The sequence below is a fragment of the Prevotella sp. oral taxon 299 str. F0039 genome (assembly GCF_000163055.2).
GTDB lineage: Bacteria > Bacteroidota > Bacteroidia > Bacteroidales > Bacteroidaceae > Prevotella.
Window position 1 is genome coordinate 1,644,607 of sequence record NC_022111.1, and the last position, 21,327, is coordinate 1,665,933.

Consider the following 21,327-nt stretch of genomic DNA (forward strand, 5'->3'; position numbering starts at 1 on the left):
AAAACTGAAAACAAATGTCAAAAATAGATTTAGTTTCAGGTGAATGGACCGACTTGGTGTTCGAAGGTAAGAACCAGGCTTATGGTGCTTATCAGTTGCGTAAAGGCACAACTAAACGTAACATCATCTCTATTATTGCCGTTATTATTCTTGCTATTCTCATATTTGCTGGTTTAGCATTGAAGAAGATGGCAGACGAAAGAGCTGCAAAATTCGATGTCACAGAAGTGAACCAACTTTCACAATTGAACCAACCTAAAGAAGAAGCTAAGGTTGAACAAAAAGTAAAACCAAAGGTTGAAGAACAAGAACAGGTTGTTGAGAAAGTGAAATCTTCTATTAAGTTCACCCCTCCTGTGATTAAGAAGGACGCAGAAGTTAAGCCTGAAGAAGAAATAAAGACGCAGAACGAGTTGATGAATACTAAGACTGCGATTGGTTCTTTCAATGTGAAAGGTAACGACGAAGATGGTGGTACTGTGCTAAAAGCTAAAGAAGTGATTGCACAACCAGAGCCTCCTAAGCACGTAGAAGAGAACAAGGTATTTGATATCGTAGAACAAATGCCTTCATTCCCAGGTGGACCTGCAGAATTAATGAAGTGGCTTGGTAGCCATGTTCAATATCCTGCAATTGCTCAAGAGAATGGTGTTCAAGGTCGTGTTATCGTTGCTTTCGTTGTAGAAAGAGACGGATCGGTTACAGACGTTACAGTTGTTCGTTCTGTAGACCCATCACTTGATAAAGAAGCTGCACGTGTTGTACGTCAAATGCCTAAGTGGATACCAGGTAAACAAAATGGTGCCGCTGTACGTGTTAAGTACAATGTGCCTGTAACATTCAAGTTACAATAATACAGAAATATAAGGGCAAAGGTTTAATTCCTTTGTCCTTATTTCTTTTTTTTTATCCTTTTTGTTTCTGATTTTTTTGAAATAATTCCCGTTTTTCCTTTTCCTTTTTATTTGAAAATCTTTGATATTGGGTCGTTCTATACTTCGTTCTTATATCAGATAATAATGGAATATAAAAAAGAGGAGGAGTATTTTCTGTTTTTTACCACTCTTTCCCCATATTCTATTGCTGTTCTTATGATTAATTTATGCTTGAATTGGTAACGAGAGCATTGTGGAATAGAAAAAGAGGGTAGACGTTCCTTTTATCTTTAAAAGCCAGAAACTAGTCTAAGTTATGACTTCTTTACAATCTCAATTTTGTATTTTATAAATTACAAAATGTAAAAAGCCAATAAATTATTGCGCCTTTACGTAAAAAGCATTAATTTAGCACAATAAAATAGCATATAAAACTACTTTTAACCCAAATTGTTATAGTGCTTAACCTCTTTTTAAGCGTTGTCATAGGGCTACAAGCACGTTTCATTCGATAGTAAAACAGATACAAATAAACGGCAAACAAGATATGAACAAAAATATATTTATCCTTACACTTTTTGCTCTTGCGCTACCCATAGCAATGTTTTCGGCAGAGAGCAAGAGTCATACAACGGCAGAACTTCAGCGTGATGTAATGCAATTGGCATATTCTTTGGTGGTGTCTAATTGTGAGAATAAGTCAGAACAGAGTGCTCTTCATAGTGAGAATGCCCTGGATATGCAGGCCGAATCTCAGTTAGTTACACAGAACGGTAAAGAGAAAAATACTAATATAGATGACGAAGTTCCCTCATTCCCTGGTGGTGATGCTAAGCTAAGAGAGTGGATTAAAAAGAATATGAAATACCCTGCTTATGCTAAAAATAATGGAATAGGAGGACAGGTGCTTGTTCTTTTCATTGTTGAAAAAGACGGTTCAATTTCAAATGCAGAAGTTAGTTGGGGAGTAGACCCAAGTCTTGATCAAGAAGCATTACGAATTGTGAATAAAATGCCAAAGTGGAAGCCAGGCACGCAAAATGGAGTTGCAATGCGAGTGAAATATCGTTTGCCCATAATATTTACGCTGAAAAAATAGACTATTAATGAGAAATCTCAACAACGCCAATTTTCCTTGCTTCCCATTATGATGGAAGAGTGATAGGATAGGGTTGGAAACATCTTTCAGTATCAATATAAAAGCGATAATACAAAATGAAATTCATTTATGAGGAGAATAAATTATAACCTTATTTTAACTAGTGTTACTTTGATAATGCTTTTATTTTCTTGCGGTGATAGTGAGAGAGAAGAAGCAACATCAACCGCTAACCACAATACAGAATCTGCAGAAACAAGAGCTGAAAAGTCAGTCTCTAAGAAGGAGTTTACAGGAAAAGTATATGAAATTGTAGAGCAGATGCCAGAATATCCTGGTGGACTCACAGCGTTAATGAATTATCTACGTACGAACACTCGCTATCCTGCAGCCGCTCAAAGAGATGGGATTGAAGGACGAGTTATCGTTTCTTTCATAGTAGAATCAAATGGTTCCGTTTCGAATATAGAAATTGTGCGTAGTGTAGATACTGATCTCGACCAAGAAGCATTGCGTGTTGTACGTCAAATGCCAAAGTGGAAGGCAGGTAAACAAGATGGAAAAACTGTTCGTGTTAAGTTTCATTTGCCGATAAAGTTTATGCTGGAATAGTATAATATAAACGAGAAATGTCCATACTTCAAATCTTATTGCTTCCCATTATGATCGAGGAGCAATAGGATAGAGTTAGAAATATCTCTTATCATCAATGTAAAAGTAATAATATAAAATAAAGTCCATTTATGAAAAGATTTAATCACACCTTTGTTCTTACTGGCCTTGCTTTGACAACGCTCTTGTTTTTTAGTAGTATGAAGAGGATAGACAACATTAAAGATAAGTTTGATGAACCAGAACAAGTAGAAAATGGTATAATTAGTGACGATTCTTTGGCTCATGCAAGTGAGACAGAAAAGACAACGCCTGCAGTTAAAAGCACTACCAAAACAGGTAAGATAACAGCCGAAAGCTCAGCTCCTAAGAAGGTGTTTACAAGAAAGGTGTGTGATCTTGTAGATGAAATGCCTTCTTTTCCTGGTGGACTAGAAGAGCTACATAAATGGATTGATAATAATGTTCAATATCCTGCGGTTGCTCGGGAAAATGGTATAGAGGGCCGTGTTATACTTAAGTTTATTGTAGAAAAAGATGGATCACTTCGTGATTCCACCGTTATTCGTTCAGTACATCCAATAGTTGATAGAGAAGCATTGCGCCTTGTAGGTCAAATGCCAAAGTGGAATCCTGGCAAAAGAGAAGGAGTACCAGTTCGAATAATATATTGTTTGCCCATAAAGTTTAAACTAGGAGAGAGTAAACCTAATCAAAAGAAATAAATGAAAGGGTATTTATTCTAGATCTTCCCCTTTGTAAGGAGCGCTCAAGAAAAAGATAAGTGATTGTATCCTAAATATATAACAATGAATATAATAATACGAAATAGTTTATGAGAAGAATAAAAATTATTACAACTTTTATTGCAGTTGCGATATCAACGCTCTTATTTTTTAGTAGTATGAAGAGGATAGACAACATTAAAGATAAGTTTGATGAACCAGAACAAGTAGAAAATGGTATAATTAGTGACGATTCTTTGGCTCATGCAAGTGAGACAGAAAAGACAACGCCTGCAGTTAAAAGCACTACCAAAACAGGTAAGATAACAGCCGAAAGCTCAGCTCCTAAGAAGGTGTTTACAAGAAAGGTGTGTGATCTTGTAGATGAAATGCCTTCTTTTCCTGGTGGACTAGAAGAGCTACATAAATGGATTGATAATAATGTTCAATATCCTGCGGTTGCTCGGGAAAATGGTATAGAGGGCCGTGTTATACTTAAGTTTATTGTAGAAAAAGATGGATCACTTCGTGATTCCACCGTTATTCGTTCAGTACATCCAATAGTTGATAGAGAAGCATTGCACCTTGTAGGTCAAATGCCAAAGTGGAATCCTGGCAAAAGAGAAGGAGTACCAGTTCGACAAATATATTGTTTGCCCATAAAGTTTAAACTAGGAGAGAGTAAACCTAATCAAAAGAAATAAATGAAAGGGTATTTATTCTAGATCTTCCCCTTTGTAAGGAGCGCTCAAGAAAAAGATAAGTGATTGTATCCTAAATATATAACAATGAATATAATAATACGAAATAGTTTATGAGAAGAATAAAAATTATTACAACTTTTATTGCAGTTGCGATATCAACGCTCTTGTTTTTCAGTAGTATGAAGAAGATAGACGACATTAAAGATAAGTTTGATGAACCAGAACAAGTAGAAAATGGTATAATCAGTGACGATTCTTTGGCTCATGCAAGTGAGGCAGAAGAAATAACGCCAGCAGTTAAGAGCACAACAGAAACAGGTGAGATAACAGCCGAAAGCTCAGCTCCTAAGAAGGTGTTTACAGGAAAAGTGTATGAAATTGTAGAAGATATGCCAACTTTCCCAGGTGGAGTAACAGAGTTAATGAAGTGGCTTGATAGCCATGTTCGCTATCCTACAGCTGCTATAAGAGATGGAATTCAAGGACGAGTTTTTGTTTCTTTCATCGTAGAACCAGATGGTTCCATTTCGAATGCAAAGCTTGTGCGTAGAGTAGATCCCAGTCTCGATCAAGAAGCGTTGCGTGTTGTAGCCGAAATGCCTAAGTGGATACCAGGTAAACAGCATGGTGCCGCTGTGCGTGTTAAGTACAATGTGCCTGTAACGTTCAAGTTACAATAATACAGAATATAAGGGCAAAGGTTTAATTCCTTTGTCCTTATTTCTTTTTTTATCCTTTTTGTTTCTGATTTTTTGAAATAATTCCCGTTTATATCCCTTCCTTTAGTTTAGTTATAGCAACTATTTCCTCTACTTATTTTTATTTCTTTATCAAAAAAATGTGCGAGGATAAAGTGGGTATGTGTTTTTCTGTTTTTGTAATTTATTGATTACTAATAAATTCAATTGATTAATGTTGTTTTCTTTTGGAGGCTACTGGGTTGTTGCTTTTAGGAACAGTATCTTGTAAAGGTCATAACTAACTTTATGGTTGTGGATTAATGTTGCAGATAAAAAGTTTGGATTCATTGTCGACTGCTTAAAGTTGTAAAGCTTTGGTAGCTTTTTCTGTTGTAAATATAGATGATAGAGTGCTAAAACCATCTTGATAAATATTGTATATGAAAAAATAGATAGTTAGCTGAAGGACTCTAAAGGCATTGGTTTTGCGCTACAAAAGTGTTGAGATTAGGACATAAAAGCATTGCATTTGAAATGTAATAGCAATGGTTTTGTGAGGAAATTTAATTAAAAGGTAGATATTATTGTAAGTAATTGATAGTAAGGTAAGTATACATACTTTCATAAGTGGTATATTGGGAATATTAAATTCATTTTTAGAGCGAATTTATTTGCAATATTGTATTTTATTTTAAATAATATGATAATATTAAATATATTCTAAGGTAAAAATATTATCTTTGTTGAGTGTTTCTTTTGAGACACAGAATTTTATTGGAAAAAGAAGCGTTATGCTTATCTTGTAAGTTGAAAACCTGAGAAATTTTCAAAAGTGTACAAGGATAGCATAGTGGTTCTCACGCTATAGCGTGGGCTACTATTACTACATCTGTACACAGGGTTTTCTCAGGACCTTCAACTTAGGGTGTTGGCATAGTCAGTTCCACGCTTCTGTGTATATAAAAAATTAGAGCCGAGTGGAGCTGGTTGGCAAGGAGAAAAATATCATGACATTTAATGGAAAAGAATTAATAGCCATTATAAAAATGGCTAAAGCTATGGTAGAGGCAGATGGAAAAATTGAGCCCTCAGAAGTTACCATGATGGCAGTAGAGTTGGCAAGGTTTGGTGTGCCAAAGAATCAGCTGAAAATATTATTGGAAGCTTCGGATAATATGGAGGTTAGTCAGGCGTTAGTATTGATTAATGAAATGGATGAGGAACGCAAGAAGTATGTTGCATCGTATTTAGGTGTGATTATGGTTTCTGATGGTGACGTTAATGAACAAGAACTTGTTTTATGGAATCTTGTTACAACGTTGTGTAGTTTACCTGAAATGAATATAACTGAAGCTATCAATAATATGAAAAACCTTTGAAAATGGAATTAGATTTTATTTTTAACTCAAGTGATCATTTGAGATATGAAAATGGTATTCATGTTTCTGGACCGCATTATGGTGGTGCTAATCGTGCTGTGAAAGTTGAACCTAATAAAAACGGATGTAGCGGTTATAATATACAAGGAGGTGATGGTTATATTGTTACTATTTATAATTTGGAGGGGGCACATCCTGTTTGGGGGAATAATGTGCAAATGTCGCCTAAACCGATGAGAATTGTTGAACAGACCACAAGCAAGATTGTTTTGAGAGGTTATCCGGTGCAAGCGATGTCTCCTTTCGGATGGATAGAATTCAGTGGGCAGGATTATGGGCTAACAATTTTTATTAAAAATGGAGAGGTGGACAAATGCGTGTTGCATATGTATGATAGAAATACAGATCTTGAATATCTAAAATAGATTAAACTAATGATTCATAAGTAATTATATTAGAAATATTTTTTTTAAGAAGCAGCTACTATTCTAAATAAGTAGCTGCTTTATCATAAAATTAGGTAAATAACTTGTTTTTTATTTTCTTTTCTCTTCTTTCTTTTTTTTCTCATGCGAGAGAAATTCTTTCAATAGACATTTGTTCGCAAAATCTATTGAATTTAATAGATGTTAAGTAGCAAAAATAAGTTAAATTTATTGTACTTCTATTGTGAAATCTCGGTAAAAAGTAGTAAATTAGCATATCAAATCAGTTTATAACCTATGGGTTATTTGTGCAGTTGCAAGGGTTTGTGGCTAAAGCACAGAATAAAAAATAGTAGAATATCGTTTCTTTATCAATAGAAATGGTGTTTAAGAAAAAATGAACGACGTTATGATAAAAAGAATCTATACATATATCTACGTGGGTTTTGCAGTGTCTGTTCTACTGCTCTCTTGTGGAAAAAAGAAATCAAAAGACGGACGAACAGATACCTATTCGTCTGGTTCAGTTTCATTTGTAGCAGATGAAAGCTTCTCACCTATCATCGAAGAAGAACGTGATGTTTTTGAGGCGACCTATACCAAAGCCAAAGTTACACCTATATATAGTAACGAGGTAGATGGTATGAATATGCTTCTTCGTGGTGAAACACATTTGCTTATTGCTGCGAGAAACTTTACCGAGAAAGAAAAACAGAACTTAAAGGAGCGTAACTTTGCCCCTAAAAGTATGCCTATCGCATACGATGGCTTGGCACTTATCGTGAATAAATCCAATCAAGACACCTGTATTAGTGTCCAAGATATAAAGCGTATTTTAACAGGAGCGGCAAAGAAATGGAGTGATGTCTATCCATCGTCTACACGTGGAAATATCACTTTGGTGTTCGATAATAACAAATCAAGCTCTGTTCGCTTTGTAGAAGATTCTCTACTTAACGGGAAACCCATCACCGCAGCAGCTGTTTCGGCTGTGAAGAAAACAGCAGAGGTGGTTGATTTTGTAGAGAAAAATCCAGGTGCAATAGGCATTATTGGAAGTAACTGGTTGAATGATAGAAGAGATAGTACCAACTTAACTTTTAATAAGAATATTAGAGTGATGTCGGTTAGCAAATTGGCTAATGCCACGCCAGATAATAGTTGGAAACCATTCCAATATTATTTGTATAATGGAAATTATCCACTTGTACGTACAATTTATGCGTTAATCAACGATCCTATAAATGGGTTGCCATGGGGATTTGCACAATTCATCGCCTCACCCAAGGGTCAACTCATTATATTAAAATCGGGTTTGCTCCCTGTTCAGGGTAATATCACAATTCGAAACGTCAACGTAAGTAATTAAAGATAAAGCCCTTTAAAGAGTTAAATAATGCTCTTTAACGCCTAAAGAGCCAGTATCTACAAATAGAAAATAACGAATTATGAAATCAATAAAATATTTAATGATGGGTGTTGTGCTTGCTGGAGCAACTACAACCACTTATGCTCAAGTAGACAATAAAGAAGTTGTTGCAAGAGTATCAGAGATTATTAAGGCCAAAGGTGCAAACACAGAAAGCCAAGTAAAGGAAATATTTAAGGCTAATAAAAAGAATCCTGAGGTTCTAGTTGGTATTGGTAGAGCATATCTTGATGTAAAAGATACCCTTAATGCCGCTAAATATGCACAGCTAGCTATTGATAGAGATAAATCTTATGGTGCCTCTTATATCCTTATGGGAGATGTGGAAGTGGTAAAAGACAATGGTGGTGCTGCTTCTTCTTGGTTCGAACAAGCAACTTATTTCGATCCAAAGAATCCAGAAGGATATCGCCGTTATGCTCAAATCAATAGTAAAACCAGTCCAACTGCAGCGGTTGCTAAGCTAGAAGAACTACGTGCACAACGTCCAGATTATCCTGTAGATATCATCTCAGCAGAGATATATGATAAGGCAGGTAACTTGTCTAAAGCCATCGAATACTTCAGTAAAGTGGATAAAAACAAGATGGAAGATTATCAACTTGTAACCTTTGCACTAGATTATTTCTTGAAAGGTGAATTTGATAAAAGTTTAGAAGTTGCTCAATTTGGTGCTAATAAATTCTCTAAGAATGCTGCTCTTAATCGTATTGCATTCTATAATTTAACCAACTTAAAACGCTTCGAAGATGCTCTTAAGTATGCAGATGCACTATTTAATAAGAGCGAAAATACTAAGATTACTGCAAGTGACTATTTATATTACGGTCATGCTTATCTTGGAAAGAAAGACTATAGCAATGCAATTGCTATGTTTAAGAAAGTGCTAGAGAATAATACTGAAAATGAAAGCGATAGAGCTGATGCTTTGAGCAACATCTCTACAGCATACGAAGAACAAGGCGATTACGATAATGCAGCAAAGAGTTATGCTGAATATCTAAAGGCCTTGAAGGCTCCTACAGCTGCAAACTTTGCAGGTTTAGCAAGTATCTATGTAAAGAAAGCGCAAGAAACAAAGGGTGACGAACAAAGAGCTGCTTACGAAAAGGCTGCTCAAACATATAAAGAGCTTAGCGAAAAATATCCTGCTGCTGCAGACTTTGCAACACTATGGCAGGCTCGTATCAACTCTAATCTTGACCCTGATATGAAGACTTTCCAAGCTAAACCTTTCTATGAGTCATTAGCAAACACTCTAGAAGCTAAGACAGAGAGAGATGAAAGCGATAATGCTCGTTTGTTAGAAGCTTATAGATATCTTGCGTTCTACTATACAAAGAAGAATGATAAGGCAAACTATCAAGCATATTGGAAAAAGGTCTATGATATGGACCCAACAGATGCTAATGCAAAGTTGTTGAAAGATAAATAATGAAATTAAGTTATACTATTCTGAAAAGAATTTTATATTGCACAGATTGGTGACTTTTAAGAAATTGTAGAATGATAATTTCAGTAAAACTATTTGATTTCTTTCTTGAAAAGTAGTAGATTATTTGTGCTTAGATACAGGTGAAAGGAGAATTTTAGAATTTTCCTTTCACTTTTTTATATGGGGAATAGTTATTTATACGAAGGCGAATTATAGGAAAAAATGCTTTTATAATCTTGCAAAACAATGAGTTCTTACCTCATATTGAGATAAGAACTCTATGATTAGTTACTTTAACAGCTTGTGTTTTATAAGAATGTTATGTACCCCATAGATCGATGGGTATAAATAAGCTCCTGTGCTATTAAAACTATGATACATTCTTTTTATAGAATGTAAGTGATTTTGCTTAAAGGGTTATCTATAATTTGTAATAAATAATGAAACTTATTCGTCGGGCCAAGCACAAGGTTTTGATGTTGCAGTTACAATAGGTCTTTGGGCATTCATCTGTCTAAGTTTTTTACCAAGGATAGACGATAGTTCCTTTACTTTTGACGGATTGGCGTGAGCTAGGTTGTTTTTCTCGCCAATATCTTGCGGAATGTTATACAATTCTTTCTCTCCTGTTTCATAATTGTATATTAATTTCCAATCACCTTGACGTATAGCGCAGTTCAAATTGATACCAGGTCCTGTATTTCCCCATATATTGGGAAAGTTCCACACAATGCTTCTCTTATTAAATTCAGCCTCATTCTTACCCTCAAGAAGTGGCACCATGTCTTTACCATCTACTATCTGCGGTACCTTGTAGTCGTTAATATTTGCCATGTGAAGTATTGTTGGGAAAAGATCCTCAATCATAATACTTGTGTTATTGCGTGTGTCGGGCTTTACAACTCCACTCCATTTCACCATAAATGGCACTCGAATGCCTCCTTCATACATAGAGCCTTTTCCACATTTAAGAGGTGAATTTTGTGTGTAAAGAGGTCCTTCACGCCACTCTTGCGATGTAGCTAAGCCCCCATTGTCGCCTAAAAATACAATAATGGTGTTCTTCGACTCGTTGTTTTTATCCAACCAATCCATAATGTCACCCAAACTTTTATCCATTCCCTCAACTAATGAAGCATAGGCAGCATCTTTATCCGATAGACCTTTGCGCACATACTTAGGAAAGAAGCGCATATCTTTGTCGATTGGGATATGCACTGCATAATGAGACATATATAGATAAAAGGGCTGATCGTATTTTTTTGCTTTGTCGAGAGCCTTTATTGCCTCTTTAGTTAGAGCCTCAGTAACAAAGGTTCCCGTTCCCCAATAATCTTGAAGTCCAGGTATTGAGTTGAGAGCATAAGCCTTTCCGTCACGTGTATGACCATAATTTCGTTCGCTTAAATAGGTTGCAAGTCCTCCTGCAGCTGTGCCTGTGATATTGACATTGAATCCAAAATGACATGGATTTTCTCCTGGAGTGTCTATAGCACCCCAGTGTGCTTTACCACAATGTATTGTATGATAACCATTTTCTTTTAACAATTGAACAAAAGAGGTGGCAGAAGTAGTGTGTGGTATGGTTGCAACTTGAGCAATTCCATTATAGTTCCATTCGGGAAGGGTAATGGTTTGACTCTTATCGTCGGTAGGTTTATCACGCTGTAGGGTCCAGTTGGTTACACGGTGGCGTGCCATATTCATACCAGTCATTAAGCTACAACGAGTTGGAGAACTAACAGGACAAGCATAAGCTTGTGTAAACATAACGCCTTGTTTTGCTAAACGTTCCATATTAGGCGTCTCATACATTTCATTATACTTGGTTTTCTGGTTCCAAAATGGTACTGATGTGTCTTGCCAACCCATATCGTCAACAATAAATACAATGATATTAGGACGATTGTTTTGTTGTGCATACAAGCTTTCAGAGCCTATAAAGGGTGTTGTAGCTATTACTGCTATAAGTTTTTTATTCATATTTGCGTTCATTTTGTAGGTATATAGAAATCCTTGCCAATGTATTAGGTGTAGATTTTATTAGTTTCCTATCCACGATTATATGATGTTAATGTTGTTATATTGTTGTTTAAGTTGCAATACTGATTGTTTGTTTCAGTTTAATTGCATCATATTGTAGATAAACTAACAATTGCAAATTTAGTTATTTGCTTTGATATTCATTATCATATTCCTATAAAATCTATTACAATTGGATTTTATATATTTTTATTTCTTGCATTCATATATAGAAAAAGGTAAGAAACATTATTTGTTTCTTACCTTAAAATATTTACCTTAATTTATTTATTTACTCCTTATTTTACAAGAACTACAAGATACTTGCTTGTACTCCAGAATAAATCAGGATTGGTTATGCGCAATATATATTGACTGCTTGCATCTTGAGAAAGTTTATAGCTATCTGCAGGATGAATGGTTAAGATTTTTGCCGACTTGGTATATAGTTTTATTTCTTTTTCTACTCTGATGTCTATTTTTGTGAAATAGTTCTTATTAAAGTTTGCTTGCATCAGTTTTCCATCAGCCAAAATGCGTTGTTCTTTTAGTTCTTTCTTTGTTCCAAACACATACCATGCAGTGTTAAGTTGCTTGTCTTGTGTGTTGATGGTTTCTGTTTTTCTGTTCGATTCTTCTGTAAGTTCATTTACATTAGTGTTAAGCGTTCCGATAGTTTCATCGAGTTCTGCTATGTGAATGTCCTTAGCACTAAGCTCAGCACGTAGCTGTTTCAATTGCATCTCTTTATCTTCTATTTGTTGCATCAATGAACTTATGGTCTTTTTAAACTGTTCTCCTTTGAAAGAACTTTCACGAAGTTGTTGACGAAGCTTCTCTATGAGTTCACGATTGCGAGTCATTGTTGTAGAGATAAATTGTATATTCTCTTTAATTTGTGTAGCTTTGTTAGCTCCTTCTCCGTCTTTCACGATATTTACTCTATTCTCAGCCTCGTTAATTTCACGCAATCCTTCTTGAATTTCGTTGATGGTTCCCATCATATCGTTAATTTCATTGTCCTTTTGTTCAATGATTCTAGAGAGCGAGTCGCTTTGTTCTAGTTCGTTCTCTTTACTATTGTTTTTATTTCCATTACAGCTGTAAAGAGCGAATGCACCTATGGCTAATGCCGTAAACAATATTTTTTTCATCATATTTATTCCTTTCTTTAGGGATTATTTACTATTATTTCCTGCTAAAATGATAACTATTTCTCCTCTTGGAGTATTCTCTTCAAAATGTTTTTTAACCTCATCAAGAGTTCCTCTTACACTTTCTTCATGCAGTTTAGATATTTCTCTACATACAGAGACTTCTCTTTCGGGGCCAAAGACGTCTACAAATTGTCCAAGAGTCTTTACTAAACGGTGGGGAGACTCATAGAAAATCATTGTTCGATGCTCGTTAGTAAGCGAATTGATCAATGTTTGCCTTCCTTTCTTTTGAGGTAAAAAACCTTCAAAACAGAACTTATCGCAAGGCAAGCCCGATGCTACTATGGCGGGAATACATGCTGTGGCACCTGGCAAACATTGTACCTCGATGTCATTTCTTGCTGCTTCTCGAGCTAAATAAAAGCCTGGATCACTTATTCCTGGCGTACCTGCATCGCTTATAAGAGCTATATTTTGACCTGCTTTAAGACGTTCTATAATTCCTTTCGACGTCCCATGCTCATTATATTTGTGATGAGATAATAAATGATTTTTGATATCGAAGTGCTTTAAAAGCATACCTGACGTTCGAGTATCTTCTGCTAAAATCAGGTCTACTTCTTTTAAGATACGCACCGCTCTGAATGTCATATCTTCCATGTTTCCCACTGGTGTAGGTACGATATATAGGATTCCCATAGTAAATACAAAAATATATAAATTATTATCATATACAAAAAAGACACAATATCTTTTGCATTTTTTTAATCGTCTTTGTACTTTTGCAGTAATATGGTAGATTTTTTTATAAGTGAAAACCATCGTCCAGGTAGGATAGAGGTTATATGCGGATCAATGTTCTCAGGTAAAACAGAAGAACTTATTCGTAGATTAAAACGAGCAAAGTTTGCAAAACAGAAGGTTGAAATATTTAAGCCATCTATTGATACACGTTATTCTGAGGAAGAAGTCGTGAGTCATGATAAGACAAGTATAAAGAGTACGCCCGTTGATGCTTCGGGTTCTATCCTTTTATTATCATCAGATATCGAGGTCGTAGGTATTGATGAGGCACAATTTTTCGATGAATCGCTTGTAGATGTATGCAACCAATTAGCCAACAAAGGTGTTCGTGTGATTATTGCAGGATTGGATATGGACTTCAAAGGGATTCCTTTTGGACCTATGCCAGCACTTTGTGCCATTGCAGACGATGTAACTAAGGTACATGCTATCTGTGTGAAATGTGGCGCATTGGCATATGTTAGTCACCGACTTGTTGAAAATGAGCGTCGTGTCCTACTTGGAGAACAACTAGAATATGAACCTTTATGTCGTGAATGCTTTCAAAAAAGCAAAAAAGAACATACACCATAAAAACACCTATTGATTGAAAACCAGACAGAAGTGTGCAGTAACTTTCTTATAATGGACTATTACTTTGAAAATACCTAGATAAATAATATAATACTTTAAAGATATGATTGAGCAAAAGATAACATTCGATAAACTGGTTAGATGGGTAGGAATTGTGGCTGCAGTAGGTCTTAGTTGCTGGATAATAAACAGCCTAAGTGGGGTTCTTCTGCCCTTTTTCATTGCTTGGCTCTTTGCTTATTTGCTTTATCCAATTGTGATTTTTGTCCAAAATAAATTGCATGTCAAGATAAGAGCATTATCTATTATCATAGCGTTGTTATTGGTTCTAATTGTTATTGGTGGAGTGGTGTATTTAATTATACCACCTATGATCAACCAGTTTACAAAACTTGGTCCTATTATTTCTTCCTATGCCGCTCAAAAAGGTACAGTCAACGAGGTGACAAGATACATACAAGAGTGGATAGCAGAACATCACCAAATGATTGAACATTATTTTAGAAGCAAAGAATTTACAGATACTTTGCAGAAAACACTACCACAAGTATTTTCTGTCCTAGGACAAACTGCAAGCATAGTAATAAGCATTGTTGCATCGTTTATCACCTTATTATATATGTTCTTTATTCTTCTCGATTACGAGTATCTAACAGAAAACTGGATAAAGATATTTCCAAAGAAGTACAGAAGTTTTTGGGAAGCATTGGCACAAGACGTAGAACGAGAATTAAATAACTATATTAGAGGGCAAGGAATGGTTGCTCTTTGTATGGGAATAATGTTTTGTATTGGCTTTACTATTATCGATTTCCCCATGGCTATAGGTTTAGGAATACTGATTGGAATATTAGATTTGGTGCCATATCTACATTCGTTTGCAGTTATTCCCACCGCTTTCTTAGCTTTATTAAAGGCTGCAGATACAGGGCAGAACTTCTGGTGGGTATTTGGTTTGGCTCTTTTGGTCTTTATGGTTGTTCAAATTATAACTGACATGGTCGTTGTTCCAAAGGTAATGGGTAAGACTATGGGGCTTAATCCTGTAATTCTTTTACTTTCGTTGTCTATTTGGGGAACCTTACTTGGTTTCATTGGGCTTATTGTAGCTTTGCCTCTGACAACTCTAATTATTGTTTATTGGCAACGATACGTTACAAAAGAGGTTGAAAATGAAAATAATTTGAAAAAAGATACAAAATAATTTGGAAGTTAAGAAATAAACCATTATCTTTGCACTCGCTTTCAAATAGAAAGTAAATATGGAGATCCGTTAGCTCAGTTGGTAGAGCACAACACTTTTAATGTTGGGGTCTTGGGTTCGAGCCCCAAACGGATCACCTCTTAAAGTAAAAGGGAATTCTTAAAAAGAATTCCCTTTTTTATTTATAATGATATATTGATCCTATCTTAAATGTAAAATAGTTGTAAGTTATACCTACTTATGATGATGTAAATATCATTGTGTCTCTTTTATTTGGGTTATGGTGTAGAGTCAAATGTCTTTAATTTTTTAAGAGTAAAAGCAATAATTATTGATAGGGATAAGGATCTTATTTTAATAAAAAGAATTTACTGATCAATAAAACAGTAGGAGAAATTACTAAGCAATTTGGCTTATAAAAGATGTGAAAAATAGAAAAAGCAAAGAGAGAACGTCTTCTATCGGAACGTTCTCTCTTTATATTTACCTAACTTTAAAGATTTCCCAATTAAGGAAGGCTGATGCTTTCTGTTGGACAAACAGCTGCACAAGAACCACATTCTGTACATGCATCAGGGTTGATAGAATAAATAGATCCTTCTGATATTGCTTCTACTGGGCACTCATCGATGCAAGTTCCGCAAGCAACACAGTCATTGCTAATAACGTAAGCCATAATGTTTTTGTATTGAAGTATTTATAATGTTTTACTAATATGTATCAGACGATACTTGCTTTTTGTATGATGCAAAGGTACAAATTTTATTTTATATACCAAGAAATGATGATTGTTTTTTGCAAAAATCTTATACTTATCCTCATTATTAGGCATAAAATAGATTTTTGAAGCCTATTTTTGCATAAAAGATATACTTTATAATGCTAATAATGAGAGATTAAAATCGTATATCCTATTGCAATAAGCGAGATAAAGATTCGTTATTAATGATATATGAAAAGGAAAATTAAAGTTTTATTGGTAGCTCTTATTATTAGTTCTACTGTTTCAGCGCAATATCAGGTAGTACAAAATCGACCTTATACAGATTTAAGAACGTTCCATTTTGGTGTAACTTTAGGAACGCATGTGCAAGATATTGAGTTAAAAAATGTTGGTCCTCAAAACATTCTTTACCCCGATGGGACAACAAAAAATAGTAATATCTTGGTAGAACAGGATCGCTGGGACGCAGGTTTTCATGTCGGAGTCTTGGGCGAGTTGCGCCTCAGTACCCACTTTCAGTTGCGTGTTGCTCCTACGATGTATTTCGGAACACGACACCTTATACTAAGAAATGAACAAGAACACGACATCATAGGGAAAATGATAGAGCAAAGACAAGAACTTAAAACGGCATATATATCAACTCCTACTGAGCTAATTTTTGCAGCAAAAAGAGTGAATAATCATCGCCCTTATATCCTTTTGGGATTTAATCCTATGATTAATTTAAGTGGAAAAGAATCGGATTATATTAAGTTAAAGCGTTATGATGCTTTTGCAGAAATAGGGATAGGTTGCGATTTTTATTTGCCTTTCTTTAAGCTTCGTCCAGAATTGAAATTTATGTATAGCCTTATTAATAGCATTGATGGTAATCATATTAATAAAATAAAGGCAGAAAACATGATTCCATATACTCATTCTGTTAGGGATGCACGCACCAAAATGATAGCTTTAAGTTTTTATTTTGAATGATTATTACGCTATATTTCTTTTAATTTGCAATTATTATGATGTTATCATTTTATGAATTTGAAAGGGAACCTCGATGAAATTATCAATGGCTATATGGTAAATATTATAATAGTTGTATCTTATTTTAGGAAAATATGATGCTTTTACTGGACAATATCAGTGTTCTTGAAAAGTGAAAGTGATGCTTTTCTTATGCGAAAGAACTGCTTTTGCGTTATTATAGATAGATGGTCTAAATATAAAAAGAAAGTCTGCCAAGTATAACTCGGCAGACTTTCATCTTTATTTATTGAATAAATAATTTCTTATAGCAATGCTTGGAACTTTTCATCAAGTGTTGCTTTAGAGGCAGCACCAACAAACTTGTCAACCAATTCGCCATTTTTGAAGAACAATATTGTTGGAATACTACGTACACCGAACTCAATTGCAACCTCATCATTCTCATCAACGTCGCATTTTCCTACAACAATCTTGCCGTCATAGTCGTTTGCTAACTCAGAAATAACTGGTCCTAGCATTCTACAAGGACCACACCAGGGTGCCCAAAGGTCAACAACTAATGGTAAATCACCATTTCTATACTCTTTAAAATTTTCGTTTGTAATCTTTACTTCCATAATCTGTTTCTTTTAATTTGATATTCGTTTTACGGCAAACATTATGCCAAAGTATTTAATTTATATGATATTCTATTTGTTCACTTTGCTCAATATAACGCATAAAATAACGAGTTAGGTCCACACCTTGTGTCTGTGAACGCATCGTTAGCTTTGTGTTGTGTTCCTTATCTATAATCTGAAAGCACAATTCAACTTTTCCTTTGTTCTCCTCGGCAAGTGTAACGATGTCGGTAACAAGATTCTCGTCGATATCATTACTGTCTATACTTAGTGTAATCTTCTGTATCTCAGTGTCTCTAACGGTTTGTAATAGTTTTATATCACTTACTTTAAAGTCGTAAACATCGCTATTTCTAAACCTTTGAGTAGACTTTCCTCTCACCAAAATGGGGTAGCCTTCTTGCAACATTCCTTGCCATTTTGCCCAGTCTTCACCAAACAAAGCAAGTCTACCAGAGCCGTTAAAATCTTCAATAGTCACAAAGCCACAAGGCAAACCTTTCTTTGTTGTTCTTGCTTCAGATAAGGTTACGATACCTCCAAGGGCTACATTTTCTTTAGAAGCAAGTGCCAAGTTGTCGGCAAGTTCATTGCAATTGGCATTACATAGGTTGTTAATTACCATGCTAAACTCGTCGAGTGGATGAGCAGAAAGGTAGATACCAATGCAATCTCGCTCTCTATTTAAAAGCTCAATGTGGCTCCATTCTTCCCATTCAGGAGGTGTTGGATGAGGTATTTCAGCTGCATCATCACCGCCAAAGAGAGAGTTTTGCGATTGATTTTGCTCGCTTTGATAGCGTTGTCCATATCGAACTAGAAGGTCGATAAATGGTTCTCCCTTAATGTTTTTGGTGAGATATTGTTCTCGTTTCAATTCTTTAAAGCCGTCAAGTGCACCACTTAGAGCCAAAAGCTCAAGTGCTTTTTTGTTGACCGCATTGATATTTACACGTTCTATAAAGTCGTATATGTTTTTATAAGGACCATTTTTTGTGCGTTCTTCAACGATAGATTGAGCAGCAGCGTCGCCCATTCCCTTGATAGCAGATAGTCCAAAGCGAATAATTCCGTCTTTATTGGCACTAAATTTTTGTCTACTTTCATTTACATCAGGTCCTAAAACCTTGATACCAAGAGCCCTACACTCGTCTATAAACTTAATAACTTCGGTAATATTGTTCAAGTTTCGACTCAGAACAGCTGCCATATATTCAGCAGGGTAGTGTGCTTTTAGGTATGCAGTTTGAAAAGAAACCCACGAATAGCATGTTGCGTGGCTCTTATTAAAAGCATAAGAGGCAAACTTTTTCCAGTCTTCCCAAATCTTATTCAACACTTTTTGGTCGTGACCATTCTTCACTCCGCCCTCATAAAACAAGGTTTCGAGCTTGTCCATCTGTGCAATAAGTTTCTTACCCATTGCTTTTCGAAGCGTATCACTTTGTCCTCGTGTGAAACCTGCAAGCTGTCTTGCAAGCAACATCACCTGTTCTTGGTACACAGTGATGCCGTATGTATCCTTAAGATACTTCTCCATACAAGGAATATCGTATTGAATCTTGCTCGGATCTTTCTTTCTTTCAATGAAATCTGGAATGTAATCCATAGGTCCTGGACGATATAATGCGTTCATTGCGATGAGGTCTTCGAACACAGTTGGTTGCAAAGAACGTAAGTGTTTCTGCATACCTGGCGACTCAAACTGAAATGTTCCAATGGTTTTTCCTGCTGAATACAATTCGTAAGTCAAAGCATCGTCGATTGGAATATTATCCAAATCGATCTTAATTCCTTTAGTGAATTGAATATTATCCACCGCTTCTTTTAAGATAGAAAGGGTCTTTAAGCCCAAGAAGTCCATCTTAATAAGTCCTGTATCTTCAATAACATGACCGTCATATTGCGTACATCGCAACTTATGTCCAGGGTCTGTTTTGTCTTCTGCTATAGATATGGGTACCCAATCGCTAATTGGGTCTCTACAAATAATAAAGCCACAGGCGTGCACACCCGTTCCTCTTACGGTTCCTTCGAGCTTCTTTGCATATTTAATTGTATTTCGAACCTTCTCATCTGGTGATTCTTCCGCTTGCTTAAGCTCTGGAATTGAAGCCACAGCATTCGTTAAATTCATCTTAAGGTCATTGGGAAGCTTGTCGGGAATGCTCTTACATAGGTAGTTAGCTTGGTCTAATGGAACCCTTTCAACACGTGCAACGTCTTTTAAAGAGTTCTTAGTAGCCATCGTTCCGTATGTAATAATGTGCGCACAGTTCTCGTGTCCGTATTTATTTTCAACCCATTCGAGCACAAGACCACGGCCGTCATCATCGAAGTCGGTATCAATATCAGGCAAAGAGATACGATCGGGGTTCAAGAAACGCTCAAAAAGCAAATCGTATTTGATGGGGTCTATCTTTGTAATACCTAAACAATATGCCACAACAGAGCCTGCTGCCGATCCTCTTCCTGGTCCAACCATCACCCCAAGTTCGTTTCTTGCGGTGTTAATAAAATCTTGTACGATCAAGAAGTAACCAGGGAAACCCATTGTTTTCATGATATGTAGCTCGAACTTAATACGCTCGTCCACCTCATCAGTTAAAGGCTCGCCATATAATTTCTTTGCACCATCATAGGCAAGTTTTCCTAAATAGTCGGCTTCAAACTTAACTCTGTATAGTTTTTCAATACCTCCAAGTTTCTCAATCTTCTTCTTTCCCTCCTCAAGGGGTAGTGGGTTCTGGCCGTTTTCGTCAGAAGTAAACTCTTTAAAGAGGTCTTCTTCAGAAATAGAACTGCGCAAATCCTCTTCCGTTCCGAAGTCTTCTGGAATGGGATAGAAGGGCATAATGGGCGCATGGTCGATCGAATAGAGTTCAATTTTGTCCAAAATCTCGCAAGTGTTTTGCATTGCTTCAGGCAAATCACCAAAAACTTCGTTCATTTCTTCTTTCGATTTAAACCACTCTTGTTTTGTATATAGAAGACGATTGGGGTCGTTCAAATCCTTATTGGTAGACAAACAGATAAGATGATCGTGTGCTTCCGCATCATCTTTTTCTATAAAATGCACGTCATTGGTGCATACAACCTTGATATCTAGCTCCTTTGCGATCTCCAAAAGAGCTTTGTTTGCTTTTTGTTGAAGTGGATATGTTTGTCTGTTAGCACGCTGACTTGGATCTTTTACTTCGTGTCTTTGAAGCTCAAGATAATAATCATCGCCGAAAACTCGTTTGAACCAGCGTGCGGCTTCACGGGCTCCTTCGTAGTCACCTTTTAATACTTTAGATGGAACTTCGCCCGCAATACATGCCGAACACACAATCAATCCTTCATGATAGCGTTCCAAATCTTCGTGATCGGTACGTGGACGCATGTAAAAACCATCAACCCAAGAGCGTGAAACCAACTTAATGAGGTTTTTATACCCTTGGAAATTCTTTGCAAGAACAATGAGGTGTTTACCTCCCATGTCTCCATTTTCCTTGATCTTGCTTTCCTTTTTATTTCTTGCAACATACATCTCACAACCAAGAATAGGCTTAAAAGGAGGCAGACCCTCTTCTTTTCTCTTGCCGTTTACCTTGTTACAATAGTTGTAAAATTCTTTTATTCCGAACATGTTTCCGTGGTCTGTTATTGCCAAACCACGCATTCCGTTGTTAATTGCTTTATCAACTAACTTCTGAATATTCGACTGTCCGTCCAGAATAGAATAGTAAGTATGTACGTGTAAGTGAACGAAATCTTCCATAAATATCTTTCAAATGGGATGTAAAATTACTTCTTTACATTGGAATGGCAAAAGAATGGTATTAAAAAAGTTTGTAGAATGAATAAAAACACCTATCTTTGCATAAATAATAAGAGATC

The 21,327-nt window shown here is 35.9% G+C and carries 19 protein-coding genes and 1 tRNA gene; 14 read left to right on the top strand and 6 right to left on the bottom strand.

Annotated features, from left to right (window positions below):
• The first annotated feature begins 14 nt into the window (after positions 1-14).
• The 10 genes from HMPREF0669_RS09415 (at position 15) to HMPREF0669_RS09460 (ending at position 9,363) form a co-directional block, all read left to right on the top strand.
• Entirely contained in the window at positions 15-854 is an 840-nt protein-coding gene (locus tag HMPREF0669_RS09415) for an energy transducer TonB (RefSeq protein ID WP_009228303.1), read from the top strand.
• A 568-nt stretch (positions 855-1,422) separates the two neighbouring features.
• On the top strand, positions 1,423-1,974 hold the full coding sequence (locus HMPREF0669_RS09420; RefSeq protein WP_009228304.1) for an energy transducer TonB: 552 nt from the start codon (positions 1,423-1,425) through the stop codon (positions 1,972-1,974).
• A gap of 129 nt (positions 1,975-2,103) precedes the next feature.
• On the top strand, positions 2,104-2,586 hold the full coding sequence (locus tag HMPREF0669_RS09425) for an energy transducer TonB (RefSeq protein WP_020967417.1): 483 nt from the start codon (positions 2,104-2,106) through the stop codon (positions 2,584-2,586).
• Positions 2,587-2,717: 131 nt separating this feature from the next.
• Positions 2,718-3,311, top strand: a complete 594-nt coding sequence (locus HMPREF0669_RS09430; protein ID WP_020967418.1) for an energy transducer TonB — start codon at positions 2,718-2,720, stop codon at positions 3,309-3,311.
• Between the two features lie 110 nt (positions 3,312-3,421).
• Positions 3,422-4,015 (top strand): energy transducer TonB, encoded by a 594-nt coding sequence (locus tag HMPREF0669_RS09435; protein ID WP_020967419.1) that lies wholly within the window; start codon positions 3,422-3,424, stop codon positions 4,013-4,015.
• A 110-nt stretch (positions 4,016-4,125) separates the two neighbouring features.
• Positions 4,126-4,695, top strand: coding sequence for an energy transducer TonB (locus tag HMPREF0669_RS10605; RefSeq protein WP_020967420.1), 570 nt, complete (start codon positions 4,126-4,128; stop codon positions 4,693-4,695).
• Between the two features lie 977 nt (positions 4,696-5,672).
• Entirely contained in the window at positions 5,673-6,074 is a 402-nt protein-coding gene (locus HMPREF0669_RS09445) for a TerB family tellurite resistance protein (protein WP_009228308.1), read from the top strand.
• Between the two features lie 2 nt (positions 6,075-6,076).
• Complete coding sequence (locus HMPREF0669_RS09450) at positions 6,077-6,499, top strand: hypothetical protein (RefSeq protein ID WP_009228309.1); 423 nt, start codon at positions 6,077-6,079, stop codon at positions 6,497-6,499.
• Positions 6,500-6,908: 409 nt separating this feature from the next.
• Entirely contained in the window at positions 6,909-7,868 is a 960-nt protein-coding gene (locus tag HMPREF0669_RS09455; RefSeq protein WP_009228310.1) for a PstS family phosphate ABC transporter substrate-binding protein, read from the top strand.
• 79 nt (positions 7,869-7,947) lie between these two features.
• Positions 7,948-9,363 (top strand): lipopolysaccharide assembly protein LapB, encoded by a 1,416-nt coding sequence (locus HMPREF0669_RS09460; protein ID WP_009228311.1) that lies wholly within the window; start codon positions 7,948-7,950, stop codon positions 9,361-9,363.
• Positions 9,364-9,810: 447 nt separating this feature from the next.
• Here the strand turns inward: HMPREF0669_RS09460 and HMPREF0669_RS09465 are convergent, their stop codons facing one another.
• From HMPREF0669_RS09465 to rsmI, 3 genes are all read right to left on the bottom strand, one after another.
• Positions 9,811-11,346, bottom strand: coding sequence for a sulfatase (locus HMPREF0669_RS09465; protein WP_009228312.1), 1,536 nt, complete (start codon positions 11,344-11,346; stop codon positions 9,811-9,813).
• 338 nt (positions 11,347-11,684) lie between these two features.
• Positions 11,685-12,539 carry a hypothetical protein gene (locus tag HMPREF0669_RS09470; RefSeq protein ID WP_009228313.1) on the bottom strand — a complete coding sequence of 285 codons (855 nt, stop codon included), beginning with the start codon at positions 12,537-12,539 and terminating at the stop codon, positions 11,685-11,687.
• A 24-nt stretch (positions 12,540-12,563) separates the two neighbouring features.
• Positions 12,564-13,241, bottom strand: coding sequence for a 16S rRNA (cytidine(1402)-2'-O)-methyltransferase (gene rsmI / locus HMPREF0669_RS09475; protein WP_009228314.1), 678 nt, complete (start codon positions 13,239-13,241; stop codon positions 12,564-12,566).
• Between the two features lie 93 nt (positions 13,242-13,334).
• Here rsmI and HMPREF0669_RS09480 point away from each other — a divergent pair, with 93 nt between their 5' ends.
• The 3 genes from HMPREF0669_RS09480 to HMPREF0669_RS09490 all read left to right on the top strand — a co-directional run bounded on the left by HMPREF0669_RS09480 (position 13,335) and on the right by HMPREF0669_RS09490 (position 15,259).
• Positions 13,335-13,919 carry a thymidine kinase gene (locus HMPREF0669_RS09480; RefSeq protein ID WP_020967423.1) on the top strand — a complete coding sequence of 195 codons (585 nt, stop codon included), beginning with the start codon at positions 13,335-13,337 and terminating at the stop codon, positions 13,917-13,919.
• 103 nt (positions 13,920-14,022) lie between these two features.
• Complete coding sequence (locus HMPREF0669_RS09485) at positions 14,023-15,123, top strand: AI-2E family transporter (protein WP_009228316.1); 1,101 nt, start codon at positions 14,023-14,025, stop codon at positions 15,121-15,123.
• Between the two features lie 63 nt (positions 15,124-15,186).
• Positions 15,187-15,259, top strand: a tRNA-Lys gene (locus HMPREF0669_RS09490).
• A gap of 372 nt (positions 15,260-15,631) precedes the next feature.
• On the opposite strand, the gene HMPREF0669_RS09495 is transcribed toward HMPREF0669_RS09490, so the two are convergent.
• The gene (locus HMPREF0669_RS09495) at positions 15,632-15,799 is read right to left on the bottom strand and encodes a DUF362 domain-containing protein (RefSeq protein WP_009228317.1); all 168 of its coding nucleotides are present in this window, start codon (positions 15,797-15,799) and stop codon (positions 15,632-15,634) included.
• Between the two features lie 276 nt (positions 15,800-16,075).
• Here HMPREF0669_RS09495 and HMPREF0669_RS09500 point away from each other — a divergent pair, with 276 nt between their 5' ends.
• Entirely contained in the window at positions 16,076-16,822 is a 747-nt protein-coding gene (locus HMPREF0669_RS09500; protein ID WP_009228318.1) for a porin family protein, read from the top strand.
• 305 nt (positions 16,823-17,127) lie between these two features.
• Here the strand turns inward: HMPREF0669_RS09500 and trxA are convergent, their stop codons facing one another.
• The gene (gene trxA, locus HMPREF0669_RS09505; RefSeq protein WP_009228319.1) at positions 17,128-17,442 is read right to left on the bottom strand and encodes a thioredoxin; all 315 of its coding nucleotides are present in this window, start codon (positions 17,440-17,442) and stop codon (positions 17,128-17,130) included.
• A 55-nt stretch (positions 17,443-17,497) separates the two neighbouring features.
• The gene (gene dnaE, locus HMPREF0669_RS09510; RefSeq protein ID WP_009228320.1) at positions 17,498-21,208 is read right to left on the bottom strand and encodes a DNA polymerase III subunit alpha; all 3,711 of its coding nucleotides are present in this window, start codon (positions 21,206-21,208) and stop codon (positions 17,498-17,500) included.
• Between the last annotated feature and the right edge of the window lie 119 nt (positions 21,209-21,327).

Excerpts from the sequence above, each read along its gene's own strand:
- HMPREF0669_RS10605 (WP_020967420.1), top strand. The coding sequence starts at position 4,126 with ATGAGAAGAATAAAAATTATTACAACTTTTATTGCAGTTGCGATATCA.
- HMPREF0669_RS09420 (WP_009228304.1), top strand. The coding sequence starts at position 1,423 with ATGAACAAAAATATATTTATCCTTACACTTTTTGCTCTTGCGCTACCC.
- HMPREF0669_RS09435 (WP_020967419.1), top strand. The coding sequence starts at position 3,422 with ATGAGAAGAATAAAAATTATTACAACTTTTATTGCAGTTGCGATATCA.
- HMPREF0669_RS09415 (WP_009228303.1), top strand. The coding sequence starts at position 15 with ATGTCAAAAATAGATTTAGTTTCAGGTGAATGGACCGACTTGGTGTTC.
- HMPREF0669_RS09430 (WP_020967418.1), top strand. The coding sequence starts at position 2,718 with ATGAAAAGATTTAATCACACCTTTGTTCTTACTGGCCTTGCTTTGACA.
- trxA (WP_009228319.1), bottom strand. The coding sequence starts at position 17,442 with ATGGAAGTAAAGATTACAAACGAAAATTTTAAAGAGTATAGAAATGGT.
- HMPREF0669_RS09455 (WP_009228310.1), top strand. The coding sequence starts at position 6,909 with ATGATAAAAAGAATCTATACATATATCTACGTGGGTTTTGCAGTGTCT.
- HMPREF0669_RS09450 (WP_009228309.1), top strand. The coding sequence starts at position 6,077 with ATGGAATTAGATTTTATTTTTAACTCAAGTGATCATTTGAGATATGAA.
- HMPREF0669_RS09485 (WP_009228316.1), top strand. The coding sequence starts at position 14,023 with ATGATTGAGCAAAAGATAACATTCGATAAACTGGTTAGATGGGTAGGA.
- dnaE (WP_009228320.1), bottom strand. The coding sequence starts at position 21,208 with ATGGAAGATTTCGTTCACTTACACGTACATACTTACTATTCTATTCTG.
- HMPREF0669_RS09500 (WP_009228318.1), top strand. The coding sequence starts at position 16,076 with ATGAAAAGGAAAATTAAAGTTTTATTGGTAGCTCTTATTATTAGTTCT.
- HMPREF0669_RS09480 (WP_020967423.1), top strand. The coding sequence starts at position 13,335 with ATGGTAGATTTTTTTATAAGTGAAAACCATCGTCCAGGTAGGATAGAG.
- rsmI (WP_009228314.1), bottom strand. The coding sequence starts at position 13,241 with ATGGGAATCCTATATATCGTACCTACACCAGTGGGAAACATGGAAGAT.
- HMPREF0669_RS09495 (WP_009228317.1), bottom strand. The coding sequence starts at position 15,799 with ATGGCTTACGTTATTAGCAATGACTGTGTTGCTTGCGGAACTTGCATC.
- HMPREF0669_RS09460 (WP_009228311.1), top strand. The coding sequence starts at position 7,948 with ATGAAATCAATAAAATATTTAATGATGGGTGTTGTGCTTGCTGGAGCA.
- HMPREF0669_RS09465 (WP_009228312.1), bottom strand. The coding sequence starts at position 11,346 with ATGAATAAAAAACTTATAGCAGTAATAGCTACAACACCCTTTATAGGC.
- HMPREF0669_RS09425 (WP_020967417.1), top strand. The coding sequence starts at position 2,104 with ATGAGGAGAATAAATTATAACCTTATTTTAACTAGTGTTACTTTGATA.
- HMPREF0669_RS09470 (WP_009228313.1), bottom strand. The coding sequence starts at position 12,539 with ATGAAAAAAATATTGTTTACGGCATTAGCCATAGGTGCATTCGCTCTT.